18 protein-coding genes are annotated in these 17,401 nt (G+C 43.2%); 3 read left to right on the forward strand and 15 right to left on the reverse strand.

Annotated features, from left to right (window positions below):
• Positions 1 to 72 precede the first annotated feature (72 nt).
• The 6 genes from QV280_RS05275 to QV280_RS05300 all read right to left on the reverse strand — a co-directional run bounded on the left by QV280_RS05275 (position 73) and on the right by QV280_RS05300 (position 3,855).
• Positions 73 to 567 (reverse strand): YchJ family protein, encoded by a 495-nt coding sequence (locus QV280_RS05275; RefSeq protein ID WP_023404790.1) that lies wholly within the window; start codon positions 565 to 567, stop codon positions 73 to 75.
• Between the two features lie 73 nt (positions 568 to 640).
• On the reverse strand, positions 641 to 1,090 hold the full coding sequence (locus QV280_RS05280; protein WP_152821142.1) for an EAL domain-containing protein: 450 nt from the start codon (positions 1,088 to 1,090) through the stop codon (positions 641 to 643).
• Between the two features lie 11 nt (positions 1,091 to 1,101).
• Positions 1,102 to 2,049 (reverse strand): IS30 family transposase, encoded by a 948-nt coding sequence (locus tag QV280_RS05285; RefSeq protein WP_152821140.1) that lies wholly within the window; start codon positions 2,047 to 2,049, stop codon positions 1,102 to 1,104.
• Positions 2,050 to 2,111: 62 nt separating this feature from the next.
• A complete protein-coding gene (locus tag QV280_RS05290) occupies positions 2,112 to 2,474 on the reverse strand; it encodes a hypothetical protein (RefSeq protein ID WP_152821138.1) in 363 nt (120 codons plus the stop codon).
• Between the two features lie 108 nt (positions 2,475 to 2,582).
• Positions 2,583 to 3,299, reverse strand: a complete 717-nt coding sequence (gene lpxH, locus QV280_RS05295; protein ID WP_023404788.1) for a UDP-2,3-diacylglucosamine diphosphatase — start codon at positions 3,297 to 3,299, stop codon at positions 2,583 to 2,585.
• A 61-nt stretch (positions 3,300 to 3,360) separates the two neighbouring features.
• Positions 3,361 to 3,855 carry a peptidylprolyl isomerase gene (locus QV280_RS05300; protein WP_023404787.1) on the reverse strand — a complete coding sequence of 165 codons (495 nt, stop codon included), beginning with the start codon at positions 3,853 to 3,855 and terminating at the stop codon, positions 3,361 to 3,363.
• Between the two features lie 155 nt (positions 3,856 to 4,010).
• On the opposite strand from QV280_RS05300, the gene cysS reads away from it, so the two are divergent.
• Entirely contained in the window at positions 4,011 to 5,390 is a 1,380-nt protein-coding gene (gene cysS, locus QV280_RS05305) for a cysteine--tRNA ligase (protein WP_039970913.1), read from the forward strand.
• A gap of 111 nt (positions 5,391 to 5,501) precedes the next feature.
• Complete coding sequence (locus tag QV280_RS05310; protein WP_023404785.1) at positions 5,502 to 6,080, forward strand: thymidine kinase; 579 nt, start codon at positions 5,502 to 5,504, stop codon at positions 6,078 to 6,080.
• A gap of 100 nt (positions 6,081 to 6,180) precedes the next feature.
• On the opposite strand, the gene QV280_RS05315 is transcribed toward QV280_RS05310, so the two are convergent.
• The 4 genes from QV280_RS05315 to cmoB all read right to left on the reverse strand — a co-directional run bounded on the left by QV280_RS05315 (position 6,181) and on the right by cmoB (position 10,591).
• Positions 6,181 to 7,146, reverse strand: a complete 966-nt coding sequence (locus tag QV280_RS05315) for an alpha-L-glutamate ligase-like protein (RefSeq protein WP_023404784.1) — start codon at positions 7,144 to 7,146, stop codon at positions 6,181 to 6,183.
• A 3-nt stretch (positions 7,147 to 7,149) separates the two neighbouring features.
• Positions 7,150 to 8,655, reverse strand: a complete 1,506-nt coding sequence (locus tag QV280_RS05320; RefSeq protein ID WP_023404783.1) for an inactive transglutaminase family protein — start codon at positions 8,653 to 8,655, stop codon at positions 7,150 to 7,152.
• A 32-nt stretch (positions 8,656 to 8,687) separates the two neighbouring features.
• Complete coding sequence (locus QV280_RS05325; RefSeq protein ID WP_152821136.1) at positions 8,688 to 9,485, reverse strand: ATP-dependent zinc protease family protein; 798 nt, start codon at positions 9,483 to 9,485, stop codon at positions 8,688 to 8,690.
• Positions 9,486 to 9,616: 131 nt separating this feature from the next.
• Complete coding sequence (gene cmoB / locus QV280_RS05330) at positions 9,617 to 10,591, reverse strand: tRNA 5-methoxyuridine(34)/uridine 5-oxyacetic acid(34) synthase CmoB (RefSeq protein WP_023404781.1); 975 nt, start codon at positions 10,589 to 10,591, stop codon at positions 9,617 to 9,619.
• Between the two features lie 333 nt (positions 10,592 to 10,924).
• On the opposite strand from cmoB, the gene QV280_RS05335 reads away from it, so the two are divergent.
• The gene (locus QV280_RS05335) at positions 10,925 to 11,830 is read left to right on the forward strand and encodes a manganese-dependent inorganic pyrophosphatase (RefSeq protein WP_023404780.1); all 906 of its coding nucleotides are present in this window, start codon (positions 10,925 to 10,927) and stop codon (positions 11,828 to 11,830) included.
• A 260-nt stretch (positions 11,831 to 12,090) separates the two neighbouring features.
• Here the strand turns inward: QV280_RS05335 and QV280_RS05340 are convergent, their stop codons facing one another.
• The 5 genes from QV280_RS05340 to QV280_RS05360 are packed head-to-tail and all read right to left on the reverse strand — an operon-like array spanning position 12,091 to position 17,329.
• Entirely contained in the window at positions 12,091 to 12,879 is a 789-nt protein-coding gene (locus QV280_RS05340; protein ID WP_023405461.1) for a peptide ABC transporter ATP-binding protein, read from the reverse strand.
• A complete protein-coding gene (locus tag QV280_RS05345) occupies positions 12,876 to 13,871 on the reverse strand; it encodes a peptide ABC transporter ATP-binding protein (protein ID WP_023405460.1) in 996 nt (331 codons plus the stop codon). The genes QV280_RS05340 and QV280_RS05345 overlap by 4 nt, the downstream gene beginning before the upstream one ends.
• Positions 13,871 to 14,758, reverse strand: coding sequence for an ABC transporter permease subunit (locus QV280_RS05350; RefSeq protein WP_023405459.1), 888 nt, complete (start codon positions 14,756 to 14,758; stop codon positions 13,871 to 13,873). Before QV280_RS05350 ends, QV280_RS05345 begins: the two co-directional genes overlap by 1 nt.
• On the reverse strand, positions 14,745 to 15,707 hold the full coding sequence (locus tag QV280_RS05355) for an ABC transporter permease (protein ID WP_367869585.1): 963 nt from the start codon (positions 15,705 to 15,707) through the stop codon (positions 14,745 to 14,747). The genes QV280_RS05350 and QV280_RS05355 overlap by 14 nt, the downstream gene beginning before the upstream one ends.
• Positions 15,707 to 17,329, reverse strand: coding sequence for an ABC transporter substrate-binding protein (locus QV280_RS05360; RefSeq protein ID WP_039971235.1), 1,623 nt, complete (start codon positions 17,327 to 17,329; stop codon positions 15,707 to 15,709). Before QV280_RS05360 ends, QV280_RS05355 begins: the two co-directional genes overlap by 1 nt.
• Positions 17,330 to 17,401 lie beyond the last annotated feature (72 nt).

Raw genomic sequence — 17,401 nt, forward strand, 5'->3', positions numbered from 1 at the left:
GTCCAGCGACAAAAAACCATTTCTCAATCTGTATTGGTGAAATGGTTTTTTATTGTCTAAACAATAGAAGACTTAAGCACCGCAGCACTTCTTAAATTTCTTACCGCTACCACATGTGCAAGGATCGTTACGACCGACGACGGTTTTTTTAACCGCTAAAGGATAATCGTACATTTCGCCATCAATGTAGAACCATTGTCCATCTTCTCTTACAAAACGCGACTTTTCAGTAAAGCTGTATCGACGTTTATCTTCAGTAAAATAAGCATTAAAGGTAACGAAACCTTCGTTGTCGTTGCTTCCAGCTTCACTACTGACAACTTCAAGCTTTGACCAATCCCCTTGAACAGATTGCGCTATGGCATCAGCGTCACTGTCAGCATTACAACTCGGATGATAGGTTTGAATAACAAACTCCACCAAGTTTAATTCATGTGCACAATAGCGCGCGCGCATCAACTGCTCTGGCATTGAAGCACTTTTGGGGTTGATATGAATAGGCTGACAGCAATCTTGGTAAGTTTTATTGCTGTGGCAGCGACACAAAGCAGTGGCAATAGAGGTCATAGGTCAAAGTATTAAGTCGTAAATTGACGTTGATTATAACACTGCTTAGATGTTTTATTCTTCACTCTCTTGGTTATAGAGAGATAAATTGATGTGAAGGTGATTGGCTAATGTCATTCGCGGCATAGAAGTTTGATAGATCCATGCTGTTAATTAAAGCAATATTATCATGTCTTAGTGTTTTATAAACAGCATGAAATTGTACGGGATATTTTTCGCTAAGTATTTGTTTTTTAAGAATCTGTGGTCTAGATAAATAATAGCCTTGGAATAAATGAAACCCAGCGTTGAGCGCTTGCTGATATTGTGAAAAATATTCTATTTTTTCAGCAACAAATTGAATACCAAGATCTTTATATTGCTGTATAAATGATTTTGCATCCTCAATTGAATATAGGTTTATATCAAACTTAATAATTGAGATAAAAGGGAGAATAGGTTCCCAAGCTTTGGATGGAATAAAATCATCCAGAGCAAGTGTGTATCCTTGTTTACCCCCGAATTCAACTCTGAAGTGCGACACTCTCTAAAATATCAAGCAACCTTTGCTAACTCTTTAAAAATCACTGCTGGTTGCTTGAACCCTAAACATTTTTTTGGTCGAAGATTGATCCTGGATTGAGCAAACGCTATATCGTCATCTGTCACCGTTCTCAAGTCTGTTCCCTTCTTTACATACTGCCTAAGCAGGCCGTTAGCATTCTCATTTGCTCCTCGCTCATATGAGCAATATGGGTGCGCAAAGTACACCTTAGCATCCAATGCTTCGCCAATCTTTTGGTGTCCAGCAAATTCTCGGCCATTATCTGCTGTGATCGTATGTACGTGTTCCTTATAAGGCATCAGCATTTCAATTGTTGCTTGGGTTACAGCTTCTGCTGATTTTGACGACGCTTTTTTCACGAGATAGAACCGAGTTTTTCGTTCCAAAAGAGTCACCATCGCCCCTGTACCTTGCTTACCTAATACAGTGTCAATTTCCCAATCCCCAAAGCGTTCACGGCTATCCACAATTGATGGTCGTTCATCAATTGATACTGCATTTTTTATCGCTGGAGCCTTATCTTTCAATCCCTTACGGTATCGTTTGTGTCCTTGCCTTAAATGACGGTAGAGCTTCCCACCTTGGTGTTTATCGCGTGCAACATAACGATAAATCCATTCATGGCTAACACATGCACCTACTTTTGTCAGTACATTGGCGATTTGCTCGGGACTCCAATCTATACCAAGCAATTCTCGAATAAACTCGATGCGTTCGATCGGTATTCGATACTTGCGAGCGGCTTTACGTCTTGCAACAGAAGAGTTTTGAGCTGCTTCTGGGCAGTATTGGTTTTGTTTTCGATTTCGTTCTAGCTCTCGGTACACCGTTGAACGGTGGCACTTCACTTTTCTGGCAATTTCAGAGATTGAAATTCCCAGTTCCAAAAGGGTAGAAATCTGATATCTTTTCCCCTCGGTCAACTGCTGATAACTCATGGTAGTACTGCTTGTTTCTTTGGCGAGAAGAGCGTACCACTTTCAGCAGTTGGCTTCCTCTTCTACACCTTTCCATGAGTGTCGCACTTATTATCTGAAATCGGGCCCAACTCTTTGATGGCATCAAGCAGTTCAATACTTGGGCTATCGCCTTCTAAGACCTCAATGACAAAGTTGCCTTTTGGTAGACACAAAGGCAGTTTAGCGATAATGCTTTGATGGGAAAAATTGATATAACCGCAGATACCATCGAGTAATTTATGAGTTTTATCCAGTAAAAGGTCGGTTAAAATCGAACGAGTCGCGTAATCGCCATCGATTTTGGGACAGGCATTTATAAGACTGTTTCGGTAAAGTAATTCATAGGCAACAGGAACACCGCTGCTATTAAAAATAGGTTGTCGAGCTATATAAGAACTGTACACAAAAACGTCTTCGATAATAAAAGATTACATTAAAGAATAAACCTAATATAAATAGAGTGAATAGTCTATATTAAAAAATGTCGACTGCTTGGCAAATTTATTATCAGATCATAATGGGCAATTATATAAACGGGTGTTTTCGGCGCTAATTTCAAGAATTGAGGCTTGGGTATACCAGTCGCCTAGTACAATGCGTCGACGATTATTATCATCTAAGTGATGAATATTAGGACGATGAGTGTGCCCATGAATCATTAATTGTGCGTTATGACGTTGCATTGCATCCATAACCGCTGCTTGGTTGACATCCATAATGTCATAAGACTTGGTTTTCTTTTCGTCATTGGCGTTGTTTTGTACTTTCTTGACCAATTTACGACGTAGACTCAACGGAATATGGTTATACACCCATTGTAGCCACTTCATATGTACCTTCTGGCGAAACTTTTGATATTTCACATCGTCTGTACAAAGGGTATCGCCGTGCAATAGTAGGGTAGGGGTTCCGTATAAATCGATTAAGGTTTCATCACCTAGCAAGGTTGCACCGCTTTTTTGTTGGAACAGTTTGCCCACTAGAAAGTCTCGGTTACCTTGAGTGAAAAAGCATGGTGTACCAGATTCGACCAATCTTCTGATTTCGTTTATCACAGTATGATTTAATGGGGAGTCATCATCATCACCCACCCAAAACTCAAATAAATCGCCCAAAATATACAGAGCGTCCGCGCCAGGGGCATCTTCACGCATAAAGCGAATAAAAGCCTCTGTCATTTCAGCGTGCGAGGGAGTGAGGTGCAGATCAGAGATAAACAGTGTGCGCATGCGGCGTGAATTCCTTGTTGATAAAAACCGCGCTAAGCAAGCTTAGCGCGGTTTAAAAGCATTACTCAGTAATTGTAGTACCAGTAATGATAACTTCTTCCAAAGGAACGTCTTGGTGCATACCCATGCTACCAGTGCTCACGCCTTTAATTTTGTTTACTACATCCATGCCTTCAGTCACTTTACCAAATACACAGTAACCCCAACCGTTCATGTCTTCTGATTTAAAATCCAAGAAAGTGTTGTTATTGATGTTGATAAAGAATTGAGAGCTAGCAGAATGTGGTTCCATCGTACGTGCCATCGCAATGGTGCCAACAGCGTTGCTAAGGCCATTGTTTGCTTCGTTCTGGATAGTTGCGCGAGTTTGTTTCTCACGTAAGCCAGAAGTCATGCCGCCGCCTTGGATCATAAAGCCATCGATAACACGGTGGAACAAAGTGTTGTCGTAGAAACCGTCTTTACAATACTGAACGAAGTTCTCAGCAGTAATAGGTGCAAGTTCGTGGTTCAGTTCTAGTGTAATATCACCGTGATTGGTGTGAAGGGTGATCATAAGAGCGTCCTTAACGTTTATTTAGTAGAGAAATCGAATCAAATTCTAACCAAACTCTCAGCACAATCAACTGCTAACCGAGTTTTATGTTACTTAAGGCGTTATGTGTTGGTATACTAACCACATTATCCCCACCAGAAGTTAAAGCTGAAGAAATGCTGAAGATATACAATACGCTGACGCGTCAAAAAGAAGAATTTAAACCCATCACTGCTGGAAAAGTAGGCATGTATGTGTGTGGCGTAACTATCTACGACTTATGCCATATTGGTCATGGACGTACATTTGTCTCTTTTGATGTTGTATCGCGCTACTTGAGATATCTTGGTTACGATCTAACTTTTGTACGCAATATCACCGATATTGACGATAAAATCATTAAGCGCGCAGCGGTAAACGGCGAGAGCTGTGAGTCTTTGACCGAGCGCTTAATCGCAGAAATGCACGCAGACTTTGATTCGCTGAACATGAAGCGCCCAGATGTTGAGCCTCGCGCCACAGAATTTATCGACGAGATTATCGCTTTGGTTGAAAAGCTCATTGAACGTGGTTTTGCGTATGTGGCTAGCAATGGCGATGTGATGTTTGAAGTGAGCAAGTATGACGAATACGGTAAGCTTTCTAAACAAGATCTAGAGCAGCTTCAAGCGGGCGCACGCGTTAACATCGAAATGGCAAAACGCAGCCCTCTAGACTTTGTTTTATGGAAAATGTCTAAGCCGGGTGAACCAACTTGGGAATCTCCATGGGGCGCAGGCCGTCCGGGCTGGCACATTGAATGTTCAGCAATGAACTCTTCTATTTTGGGCGATCACTTCGATATCCACGGTGGCGGTTCAGATTTACAATTCCCTCACCATGAAAACGAAATCGCACAATCTTGCTGTGCACACGGCACTCAGTATGTGAATACTTGGATGCACAGTGGCATGGTGATGGTTGATCAAGAGAAGATGTCTAAATCTTTGGGTAACTTCTTTACGATTCGTGATGTACTAGGTCATTACGATGCTGAGACAGTACGTTACTTCTTAATGTCAGGTCACTACCGTAGTCAGTTGAACTACAGTGAAGAAAATCTTAACCAAGCACGCGCGTCATTAGAGCGTTTATACACTTCATTGCGTGGTCTTGACCTAAGCGCAACCCCTGCTGGGGGCGAAGAGTACGTGTCTCGCTTCTCTACTGCGATGAACGATGACTTTAATACGCCAGAAGCGTATGCAGTATTGTTTGATATGGCTCGTGAAGTTAACCGCCTTAAAGGTGCCGAGATTGAGAAAGCCAGCCAGCTTGGCGCACTGATGCGTGAGCTTGCGGATGTGATTGGTATTTTGCACCAAGAGCCAGAAGCCTTCTTACAAGGTGGACAAGCTGACGACGAAGTGGCAGAAATCGAAGCGTTAATCAAACTGCGTAACGACTCTCGCGCCTCTAAAGATTGGGCGAATGCTGACCTTGCTCGTGATAAGCTAAACGAGAAGGGTATAGTTCTAGAAGATGGTCCACAAGGAACTACGTGGCGTCGTAAATAATACTGACTTGCTTGGTATTAGTAACTGCATAGACAGTGACAAACACTAACAATAGGGCTGATATTTAATCGGCCCTTTTTAATAAATCAAAAGAACAAGAAAGGCTTTTACGTGGCTCAAATGTACTTTTATTACTCGGCAATGAATGCGGGTAAATCCACCACATTGTTACAATCCTCTTTTAACTATCAAGAAAGAGGCATGACTCCGTTGATCTTTACCGCAGCCTTAGATAATCGCTACGGCAAGGGCAAAGTCACCTCTAGAATCGGCTTGCAAGCGGATGCGCACCTTTTTGATAAAGAGACCGATCTTTTCAAAGAGATGAGTGAATTAAATGAACACACACAGCATCACTGCGTATTAGTCGATGAATGTCAGTTCTTGTCAAAAGAGCAGGTTTACCAGCTTACAGAAATTGTAGATAAGCTGAATATCCCTGTATTGTGCTACGGTCTGCGCACCGACTTTTTGGGTGAGCTATTTGAAGGTAGCCGTCATTTATTAGCGTGGGCGGATAAATTAGTTGAGCTTAAAACCATTTGTCATTGCGGACGTAAAGCCAACATGGTGATTCGCACTGATGAAGCCGGTAATCCGATTGCCGAGGGCGATCAGGTGGCTATCGGTGGCAATGATAAATACGTGTCAGTGTGTCGCGTACACTATAAAGAAGCGTTAGGTCGATAAGACTTTGCTTTGTTAAACAGCCATAAAAAAATAAAGCTCTCTAAATTAGAGAGCTTTATTGTTTAATAAAGAGTTTATTACAGAACGTGTTTATATCGCGTTAGTCAAATTTAGCCGCAAACTGTTTGGCCGCATAAGCAACGCGCTCCGCCGGTTTTGGATACTCTAGCGGCACCCCAAGGTTCTCTATGTGCTGTAATCTAGGCAGCAGACCCGTGCCGTTGGCTATTTGAATAGCAAGCCCGGGACGTGCGTTAAGTTCAAGTACCATTGGACCTTCTTCACGATCAAGTACCATATCTGTACCCATATAACCCAGTCCAGTCATCTCCCAAGCGCTCGACGCTAACGTGAGCAAACGCTCCCAGTGCGGCACTTGTAGTTGCATCAGATCTTTACCCGTATCAGGGTGGTGGGTCACGGGTAAATCGTACTGCACCGCTCTTACCGCTCGACCTGTGGCAATATCTACCCCAACACCGACTGCGCCTTGGTGCAAGTTGGCTTTACCGTCAGAGTTAGAAGTAGATAAGCGCATCATAGCCATTACAGGGTAGCCCTTAAATACAATAATACGTACGTCAGGCACACCTTCATAACTGTAGCCTTCAAAGCAGTCATCAAACTTAATTAAATTCTCGACCACGGCTACGTCGTTTTTCCCGCCAAGGGAGAATAGGCCTGCCAGAGTGTTACTGATATGACGTTCCACATCTTGTTCATTCACGGTATCGCCAGAGGGTTTAGTATAAACACCATCTTTGTGCGAAATAATTACCAGAATGCCTTTACCACCACTGCCTTGCGCGGGCTTGATACAGAAGCCCGGCCAGTCTTTAACCATTTTATGGATGCGTTTTACTTGCGCTTGTTGGCCAATAACGCCAATCAGAGCAGGGGTCGTAGCACCGTGGATCTCAGCGATCTTTTTGGTTTTAAGTTTGTCGTCCACCAAAGGGAATTTACTGCGGTCATTATATTTACCAATGTAACTGTGGTTACGTTGGTTCATGCCCATAATCCCTTTTGCACGAATCTTAAATGGCGAAGTAAATTGACCAAACATAATTTAGTCCTCCGCCAGTGGTTTGAAGCGGCGCAACTCAGTTAAACGGTAGCCTGTGTAGTTACCCAACATCAAAATGATAGACAGGATAATCAGCTGCATACCAATAAAGTTAAAGGTCAGGTGTTGGATGTAGCTGTTGGTCATCGCAAGATAAACCAATACCGCCGTTAACAGTGAACCGCCACCTTGCAATACCACTTCTTTAGCGCCTTCTTCTTCCCAAAGAATCGACATACGTTCGATAGTCCAAGAAAGAATGATCATAGGGAAGAAGGTAATAGAAAGTCCTTCCACTAGGCCAATGTTAAACGCCACTATGGTAAATACAGAAATAATCAAAATTACGGTAATGATAACCGCGGATATCCGTGCCACTAACAGCAAGTTGAGCTTGGAGAGATAGCTTCGAATCACCAAACCTGTGCCGACAATCAGCAAGAAGCCGACAATACCGGTCAAAAGCTGAGTTTGCACAAAGGCAACCGCAATCAGTACAGGCATGAAAGTGCCCGAGGTTTTCAAGCCGATAATAATACGCAGGAATACCACAATCAGCGCGCCAATAGGGATAAGCATGATGGTTTTAAACATCGATTGCTCTTCTAGAGGTAGGCTATGAATAGAGAAGTTCAGCAGATCGTCAGCATTCACTTTGCTGGCGGTCGCCGCTCTTGGGGTAATATCTTGCGCAATCATAGAGAACAACACTTGGCTATTACGACCACCGGTAACGTCAAGTAGTGAGACGTTGGATTGATCCCAAATCAGCGTGTTTTCGCTCTTTTCTTGTGCGCCAGTATCGGCATTAAACAAGATCCAGTTGTCACCGTTCCATACTTCCACCATAGGGTTGATAGATTGGCGACGACGTCCGTCTTCTAAATGCACAACCCCAACGGTTTTATTTTGCACCTCGGCAAAAGAGAGTAGGGCCGCTAATGCTTCTTGCTTAGTAAACTGATTAAGCAGCAATGCGGCATTTTGACTGTTTGGATCATTGAGTTTACGAATCACCTCACGAGCTAAGGTTTCATCGTTAGCACTGCGCTTGGTTGCTTCGTCAACAATGGCTTGCGCGGCAGCTTGCTGGGGGCCATCAAAGGTAGGTGCTTCAATTGGACCTTCCGGCGGAACGGCTTTTACTTTCGCTTGCGGGTCGACTAAAAATTGAGCTTTGTAGTAAATGGTTTGCGGTCCATCGGCATAACGGATAGTCCATTCAGCGCGGCGGCCAATGTCAGAATCTACATACGCCACACCATAGCCAGGTGAAGATGCTGATTCATCGACTAACGTGAAACCATTTTGAGTTCCGGGTGCAGCGAGTGACACGGTAACTGGCTCGCCCTGGGCAACCAATTCAACTCGAGCTTCAATATCCCAAAGTTCGCGACTTTCTCCCGGTGTCCAAGGAACACCATAGGCGGTGTGTCGCATAATTGATAGCGCGGCACCGGCCACTACGAGCAGGGCGATAAATATGTAAAACGGCACTCTTGAAGTCATAACAATCCTTATTATATTTGCGACCTAATATGTCACTGCAGTTTTTCTGTTTGAATAAATACTTTACTGACGTCCACTAAAGCAATGTCTTTGATAAACTCGCGTCCCAAAAGCACAGGATGGCTCATGTGCGAGCGGTCGGTTAATGTAAATTGCGCTTTTTGTCTTACATCTCCTAGGCTAATCCACAGCTCAACTACAGGTCGTCTGTGTGACTCGGTAGCATTTGATTGACGAACTTTTGCCCAACGAATAAAGGGAGCCTCAACAATAATTGGTTCTTTTTGTGCTGTTTCATCCGTTCCTTCGGCAGGTTTATCGGTAGAGGTCTCTTCCGAGATATTAAATTTCACCCATTTTTTACCATCACGTTCAAACTTATGAATATCCGTGGCATTTAATGATGATGTGGCAGCACCTGTATCGATGCGAGCCTCAAATGACTTATTAATTTCTTTGAAATGCACCGTTTCGATAGAACCTAACACCACTAAATTATCATTAGGCGGTAATTGCTTAGGTTTTTCTGGCTCTTTCTTAGTTTGAGCTTGGGACTGAAATTCAAGTAGTGCTCTTGCATTGTGCTTGGCTAAATTATTGACACGAGTAGACATGACTAAAATTTGCTGTTGTAGCTTTTCTATCTGGGCATTTTGTTGATCGATTGACGTACTCACATCACCGATTTGCTTTGATAAGTTCTCTTCTGATGACTTAACGGCTTGCATAGATTCCGTTCTATATTGTTGTGTCGCTTGTTGCGTTGCTTTTGACGGAACACATCCAGATAAAAGCACGATTCCGGATAACGCGATAAAATGCTTGAGCATCGAAAACCTATTCATATTTGTTATTGGTTCAGTCTCTGGCGAAAATCGCCTAGATTCATAAAGTTAAGTGTAGAACACTTATTGCAAATTTTCGTCAGTCTAAGGAAAAAACATCTTGAACTTTCAATGTTTTAACTAGGATTTTTAGCAATAAGTATGGCGCGTCGTGGAGCAGGGTACCCTTCGATGGTTTTGCTAGGGTCTTCTGGGTCCAAATACTCTGGCAATGAATTATGTGTCATCCATTGCGTGGTTCTTTGCTCACCAACAGAAGTGGTGTTTTCATCCACAATTCTGACGTCAACCAGACCACATTTTTCCATCCACACTTTCAGCGCTTTTGCCGATGGGAAGAAATACACGTTGCGCATTTGTGCGTAGCGATCAGCAGGTACCAACACAGCGTTCTCGTCCCCTTCAATGACTAAGGTTTCAAGAATCAACTCACCGCCAGGTAACAGTTGATTTTTCAATTGCAGAATATGATCAAGAGGAGAGCGTCGGTGATATAACACGCCCATACTAAAGACAGTATCAAACGCTTTTAGTTCAGGTAGTTGTTCTATGCCTAACGGGAGAAGATGAATACGTTGATCATCGTTCATCAGCTTACGTACCGCTTCAAACTGCACTAAGAAAAGATGAGATGGGTCAATACCAACACATAATCTCGCCCCTGCACCTAACATACGCCACATGTGATATCCGTTTCCACAGCCAACATCTAATACTGAGCGGTTTTCAAGAGGGGTAATGTGAGGTAGCAATCGATCCCATTTCCAATCCGAGCGCCATTCCGTATCAATGTGAATGTCGTGCAACGTAAATGGGCCTTTACGCCATGGGTGGAAGGTTTTAAGTAGGTTTTCTAGCTTCTTTTTCTCGCCATCAATAAGAGGCTGAGTGTTAGAAACATTCACTTCATACTTAAGTTCGATATTGTCAGGCGTTAAGGCAGGGATCTTATTAAGCGCTCGTAACCAACGATCAAAGTCGCCATGTTCGGCACTTTGCCAGTCGGCAAGTTGCTTAGGTAGAGTTTCTAGCCACGGCTGTAGGCGGGTGTCTTGAGCGATTAATTGGTAAAAATTGGCGAAATTAAACATGCAATTCAACTTGTTAGGAACATATATTTTAGCGAGCAAAAGATACACCGACTCAACTAAAATTGATAGTTTTTATCGGGGTATAGTGTCAAAACTAGGTCAATTGAATCCGGTTTGAGTGTCGCGTAACAGAGTTTGAAACTTCCCAGTTTTATGTACTAGGAAAAGTATAGATAAAACGAAGGTTTTTCGTCAATTTCACAGACCTAACGGATGAAATGATGTCGGAAGAAGGGCATTACACATCTAGAAACTTGCAATCGATTGGGTATAATGTTCCAACTTTAACGTCTAATCCTAGGCGTAACATTGGATAACATTATAGGAACAGTAATGATTTTAGTTGTTGGTCATAAAAACCCAGATAGCGATAGTATTTGTTCAGCATTGGCTGCTACCGAACTTCTTAAGGCTCGTGGCCTAGACGCTAAGCCAATTCGTCAAGGAGAAATCAACCGTGAGACAGCACACATTCTTGAAGTTGCTGGCGTTGAGCAACCAGAGTTTCGTGATTCAGTTGCAGGTGAAAAAATCTGGCTAGTTGATTACAGTGATTTAGCTCAAGCACCTGACGATGTAAACGACGCTGAAATTTTGGGCATTGTTGATCACCACCGTCTTGGTGATGTGATGACAGTAAACCCACTTGAAGCGTGGATCTGGCCTGTAGGTTGTTCTTGTACTGTTCTTTTCAACATGTTCAAAATTGAAGGTGCTGAAATTACTCCTGCAATCGCAAAACTTATGATGTCGGCTATTTTGTCTGACACCGTCGGTTTCGCTTCTCCAACATGTACGCAAAAAGATAAAGATGCGGTTCAAGAGCTTGCAAAAATTGCCGGTGTTGACGATGTAGATGCATTCATCAAAGCGCTATTGATTGCGAAAACAGACATTGAAGGTCTAACTCCAGCACAACTAGTTGAGAAAGATCTTAAAGCGTACCCATTCAACGGTCGTGATGTGGTTGTTGGTCAAATCGAACTGGCGACTTTAGAGCAAGTAGACGGTCAAATTGAAGCACTAGAACAAGACTTAGTGCGTCGCTGTGAAGAAGATAGCCTAGCCTTTGCCGCAGTAATGCTAACAGACATTACTACCGCAACAACTCGTCTTCTATACAAAGGTGAGTGGGCCGCTAAGCTAGACAAGCACGCCGATAACGGCGTTCTTATGATGGAAAATACGCTAAGCCGTAAGAAACAAGGCTGGCCTTGGCTACAAGCTGAGCTAGTATAATTTCACGCTAAGCGGAAATGAATAAAAGGGTTGGATGAGTGATCATCCAGCCCTTTTTTATGCATTGGTTTTTTTAGTTATTGACTGCAATGGAAGGATTATACCAATCGTACTAAATAACTGGTCATTCTAGCTTGTTAAAATACTCGATAACGGCGTTAGAATTTTTGATTGTAGAATAACTACTTATCAAAAAATCCTGCCTGTTCTCGAGCATTTTTCCTGCGCTAGTTCTGATCACTTACTTAGTGTGATTTGTATTACTTCGAATAGTTTGGCGCTTTAAAGAAGTGATTATCCACTAGCTTTTTAGTAATAGGGTGCGCAGGATCTGAGAGCACTTGCTGGGTATCACCAGCCTCTACCACTTCACCGTTTGCCATCACCATTACTTTATCTGAAATGTGCTTAACAATGCCTATTTGTTGGGATACATAGATAAATGACAGCCCCATTTCGTCTTGCAGTTCTAATAATAGATTGATGATCTGTGAGCGCATCGCCATGTCTAAACCGTTGAGCGCTTCATCGGCAATGATGATCGATGGTTGCAAAATCAATGCTCTGGCAATACAGACTCTTTGCTTTTGTCCTGCAGCTAACATTTGCGGATAAAAATAGGCATGTTCAGCCAGCAGACCGACTCGTTTTAAGGTGCTAATGACTCGTTTTTTGCGCGCCTCTGGCGTCATGGCGGTGTTTCTTTTAAGCGGCCCTTCTAAAATTCGCCCAATTTGAATGCGTGGATTCAGTGAAGAGTTGGGATCTTGAAACACGACTCGAATCAGCTTACAACGCGTGGAATAATCTTTGTGTTCAAGCTTTTCGCCATTTACAAAAATTTCACCTGAGCTTGGCTCAATTACGCCTGCAATCATCTTGGCTAAAGTGGATTTCCCCGATGAGTTTTGTCCAATTAACGCTAAAGTTTGCCCCGGCTCTAAGGTAAAGCTGACAGGTTTTACCGCCTCAAAATGTTGTTTTCTAAACAAGCCATAACGGTTAACAAAAGTTTTGCTTAGGTTTCTCACCTCTAATAACGAGCTCATTCAACAACCTTAGTATTAAGAGGGAAGTGACAGTTGTACTTGTGGCCCTTTTCTTTTTTAGAAAACGGCGCTTTGACGCATTTGTGTTGCGCGTAAGGGCAGCGAGGTCCAAGGCGACAACCAATCGGCAAATGCTGCAGCGGTGGAATACTTCCCGACAGAGATTGTAACTTCTGTTTGTGCGGAAGACGGCCACTAAAATCAGGAAGTGCTTCAAGCAGGGCTTGAGTGTACGGGTGTTTAGCGCCGTTCATCAAGCGTTCGGTTGGTGCAGATTCGACACTTTGTCCACAATACATAACCGTGATTTTTTTCGCCCACTGAGTAATGGCGGCAAGATCATGCCCAATCAAAATAATGGTCGTGTTGTGAAGTTGATTCATACGACTGAGCAATTTTAAAATTTGCGTCTGTGTAATAGGATCAAGGTCATTAGTAGGTTCATCGGCCACCAGAATTTTAGGCTTAGCGGCAATGGCCATAGCGATCATTACTTTTTGACACTCACCATCGGTTAGCTCGTAAGGGTAACTGCGCATGATTCGTGAGTGATCTTTAATACCTACTTTATGCAGTAGGGCAATTGATGTCTTTTTGCGCCAACCCCAACGTTGCCAAAGTTTGCCTTGGAAAGTGCGTGAAGGAATCGATTCGGCTAACTGTTGGCCGACACGTTCACTAGGATCAAGACAAGTGGATGGCTCTTGAAAAATCATCGCAATTTCACGCGCAATGACTTTGCGTCGCTCTTTGGGCTTGAGTGCCAACAAGTCGACATCGCCCAGACGCATTCTATCGGCCGTGATTTTCCAGTTGTCTTTTGCCAGTCCAACAATGGCTTTTGCCAATAGACTTTTACCTGAACCGGATTCACCCACCAAGCCACGAATTTCACCTTCGTTGATAGTGAGGCTCATGCGGTCTACTGCTTTAACAATGCCTTGTGGAGTTTCAATTTCAATGGTGACGTGTCTAAAGTCTAAAACTGGCATTATTCGACTCCCGCATTTAGGGCATCACGAATGCCTTCACCAACAAGGTTGATATTGATTACGCTGTACATAATAGCCAGTCCTGGTAGTACTACCGTCCAAGGCGCAAGATAGATAAGCTCTACCGAATCGCCTAATATCGCGCCCCATTCAGGGCTTGGTGCTTGTGCACCTAAGCCTAAAAAGCCTAGTGCGGTGATATCAAGAAGCGCGACGGTTAAGGCAAAGGTAAATTCTGCGGTAATGGGCGCTAATACATTGGGTAGAATGGATACGGTCAGTAAATACCAGTTATCAGCACCATCGAGTTTTGCCGACATGATGTAGTCTTTTTCGACTTCAGCATGAATGGTTTGATACACACTACGAATAAATCTTGGGATCAGTGCCAGACAAATAGCCATCATAATTGAGGTCATGCCGGTGCCTAAAAAGGCCACAAAAATCAGCGCCAATAATAATGAAGGGATCGACATTACGGTATCTAAGATGTGGTTTAGGATACTGGACAGTAATCCTTTGGTCATTCCGGCTAATGCGCCAATAAAACAACCAATAAAGGCGGCGATTAAGGTAATCGAGATCGCTGAGCCTAGTGTGATTTGTGAGCCCATTAATAGGCGCGATAAAATGTCGCGCCCTAAATCATCGGTGCCAAGAAAATATTCAATGCTGCCTTCTTTTGCCCAAGAAGGGGCCTGCAGCAATACCGACGATTGCGCCAACGGATCGTGAGGCGCAATAAGCGGTGAAATTAACGTAATGATAAAGATGAAACCAAGGTTCCATAACCCAAACATCGCTAAATTATTGCTTCTGAAGTGACGCCAGAAACGTTCTCTTTGCGTGGGTATGCTCTCTTCGAGATAAACGCTAGTGTTTAGCATACCATTCCTTTCTTGCTAGTGGATTAATCACAGTGCCAATCAGCTCTGATAAAATTTGTGTCGCCAATACAAAACTGGCAACCACCATTACGCCTGCCTGTATCGAGACGTAATCACGATTGGCAACCGCATCCAGTAACCAACGGCCAATGCCCGGCCAGTTAAAAATGGATTCGGTAATGATGGCAAAGGTCAGCATGCTTGATAGCTGAACGCCTATCAGTGGAATGATAGGGGGGATCGCATTTCTCAAGACATGTTGCAGGATGATCTCTAATTGGGACAAACCTTTAATGCGTGCCACACGAATGTAATTCTTACCGATGACGTCGGCAACTGAGGCGCGCATCAAGCGAATAAAATGCGTAGTGGGTGCCAAGGCGAGAACTAGAGCGGGTAAAATTAAATGCATGACAACGCTGGCAAAGGCGGCTTCTCGATTAGGGCTATTACTTAGCCATGCATCAATCATGGCAAAGCCGGTAATATGCGGAATGTCGTACAAAAGGTTATAGCGACCTGAGATAGGCAACCATTCAAGGCGCAGTGAAAATAGCATCACCAATAACAGTGCCACCCAAAATAAAGGCGCTGAATATCCTGCCATAGAAAAGAACGAAATTAATCTATCTGACCATTTATTCTGTCTTACTCCGGCAAGTGTTCCCAACGGTAAACCTATGCACAGTGCCAAAATGAAAGCAAAAAAGCATAATTCTAATGTGGCTGTGAATACGGCTTTAACTTCTTCAAATGCAGGTTGTCCTTGCGCGGTAATGCCAAAGTTTAAATGGCTGATCTCTTGTAAATAAAGCGTCCATCCTTGCCAAAAATCAGAGATGGCCCAAGGTGAAGTAGGGTCTAGACGTAAAATGCTATAGCCCACTAAGGTTAAGATCAGTAATGTGATGATGAATAAGTTTAAACGTCGAACGGCGTAAATAAACACTATTTTCTCCTCTCAACGTTTTCAAAACTCAGGGTATTAAATGGGTTCTCGTTAAAACCCTTTAATGTTTTGTGTTTTGCTCTAAATTGCATACCGTGCGCAATAGGGATAATAGGGACTTCTTCATCAAGCAAGTTTTGTGCTTGATGATACAAGTTCAAACGATAACGTCTTTGCTTGGTTTCTTTAGCCAAATCAATGATGGAATCAAAGTCGGCATTACACCAAGACGCAATATTTACCGTAGTATGATCGGCGTTGCATGATAATAGTGGTCTGAAAAAGTTATCAGGGTCGCTAGTATCGGCGCTCCATCCAGAAAGAATTAAATCCGCGTCAGCGATGCTTTGAAACGTTGAGCGCTCATCTAAGAAAATTTTCAGTTTTACGCCAATATCGGCAAAGTTGGATTGAAGCAATTCAGCGACTTTTCTCGGGCTTGGATTGTAAGCGGTAGGTTCAAGGGATACCCACATAGAAAGCTCCAGTCCGTTGGCATAACCCGCGTCACGAATCAGGGCTCGTGCATAATTCCGGTCATAACGAACTTGTGACGAATTTTTCTCATACGCCCAAGATTCTGGAGGCAATATTGAATACGCGGGTACGCCATAGCCGTAATAAACTGAGTCAATAATAGAGTCACGGTTGATGGCAAGGTTCAACGCTTTACGCACTCGGCTGTCATGGAGCGCTGGGTTTAAAGTACGCAAGGCGACAAATGCCACGTTCATACTAGGATAGGCCTGTAACTCAAGATCTGGGTGCGCTTGAATGGTTGGAATTTGGCTTGAACGTGGTGAAAACAGTACGTCACATTCATTACGCAATAACTTTGCCAATGTGCCAGTGCCACGCGAGGTGATATCTAGAACCACTTGCTTCATTTTAGCAGGGGAGCCCCAAAAGTCAGGGTTACGACGTAAGCGAATAAAATCATTCACGCTAAACTGATCCAGATAAAAAGGCCCCGTCCCAACTGGGTAACGATCTAGGCGTTGTTTTTGGTCAATTTTCATCAAATTATTGGCGTATTCGGCAGAGTGAATGCTGGCATAAGTAGTCGAAAGATTAGACAAAAAGGTGTTGTCAGGCTTATTGAGTTCAAAGACTACAGTGTGCTCATCAATGGCGATAACGTCTTTTAAAATGTTTTTAAAGCCGATGGCGTCAAACCAAGGATAGTGACCGCCACCAACGTAGTGGAACGGATGATGGCTATCAATGACACGCTTGAAGGTAAACACTACATCTTGTGCATTAAATAAACGCGTTGGGGTAAACCAAGACGTGGTTTGAAATGAAACGTCTTTGCGTAAGTTAAATTGGTAGCGAGTCCCCGTTTTATCCACACTCCAACTGCTAGCGAGCATTGGCTCTAACTTAGAATTAAGGTTAGAAAAATGAATCAGGGTATTGAAAATTTGCGGCGCAACGGTATCCGCCGCTAAGTCGTTATTCACTAACTGAGGATTAAAAGAGCTTGGTGTGCCTTGACCACAAAAAATGAAACCATCTTGTTTTATCTGATTAGAAACGTTGACTTCTCCACAGCCGGTTAGGGCTAAGAAACACGCTCCTAGAAATCCAAGTTTCAGTTTTTTCCAGATATCCGTCTGCATATTCTGACGTACCATTGATTGCTCTTTGAAAATGAACTGCATAATTTAACACTTCTATCCTGTAAGCTCCAT

The sequence above is a fragment of the Vibrio sp. B1Z05 genome (assembly GCF_052955985.1).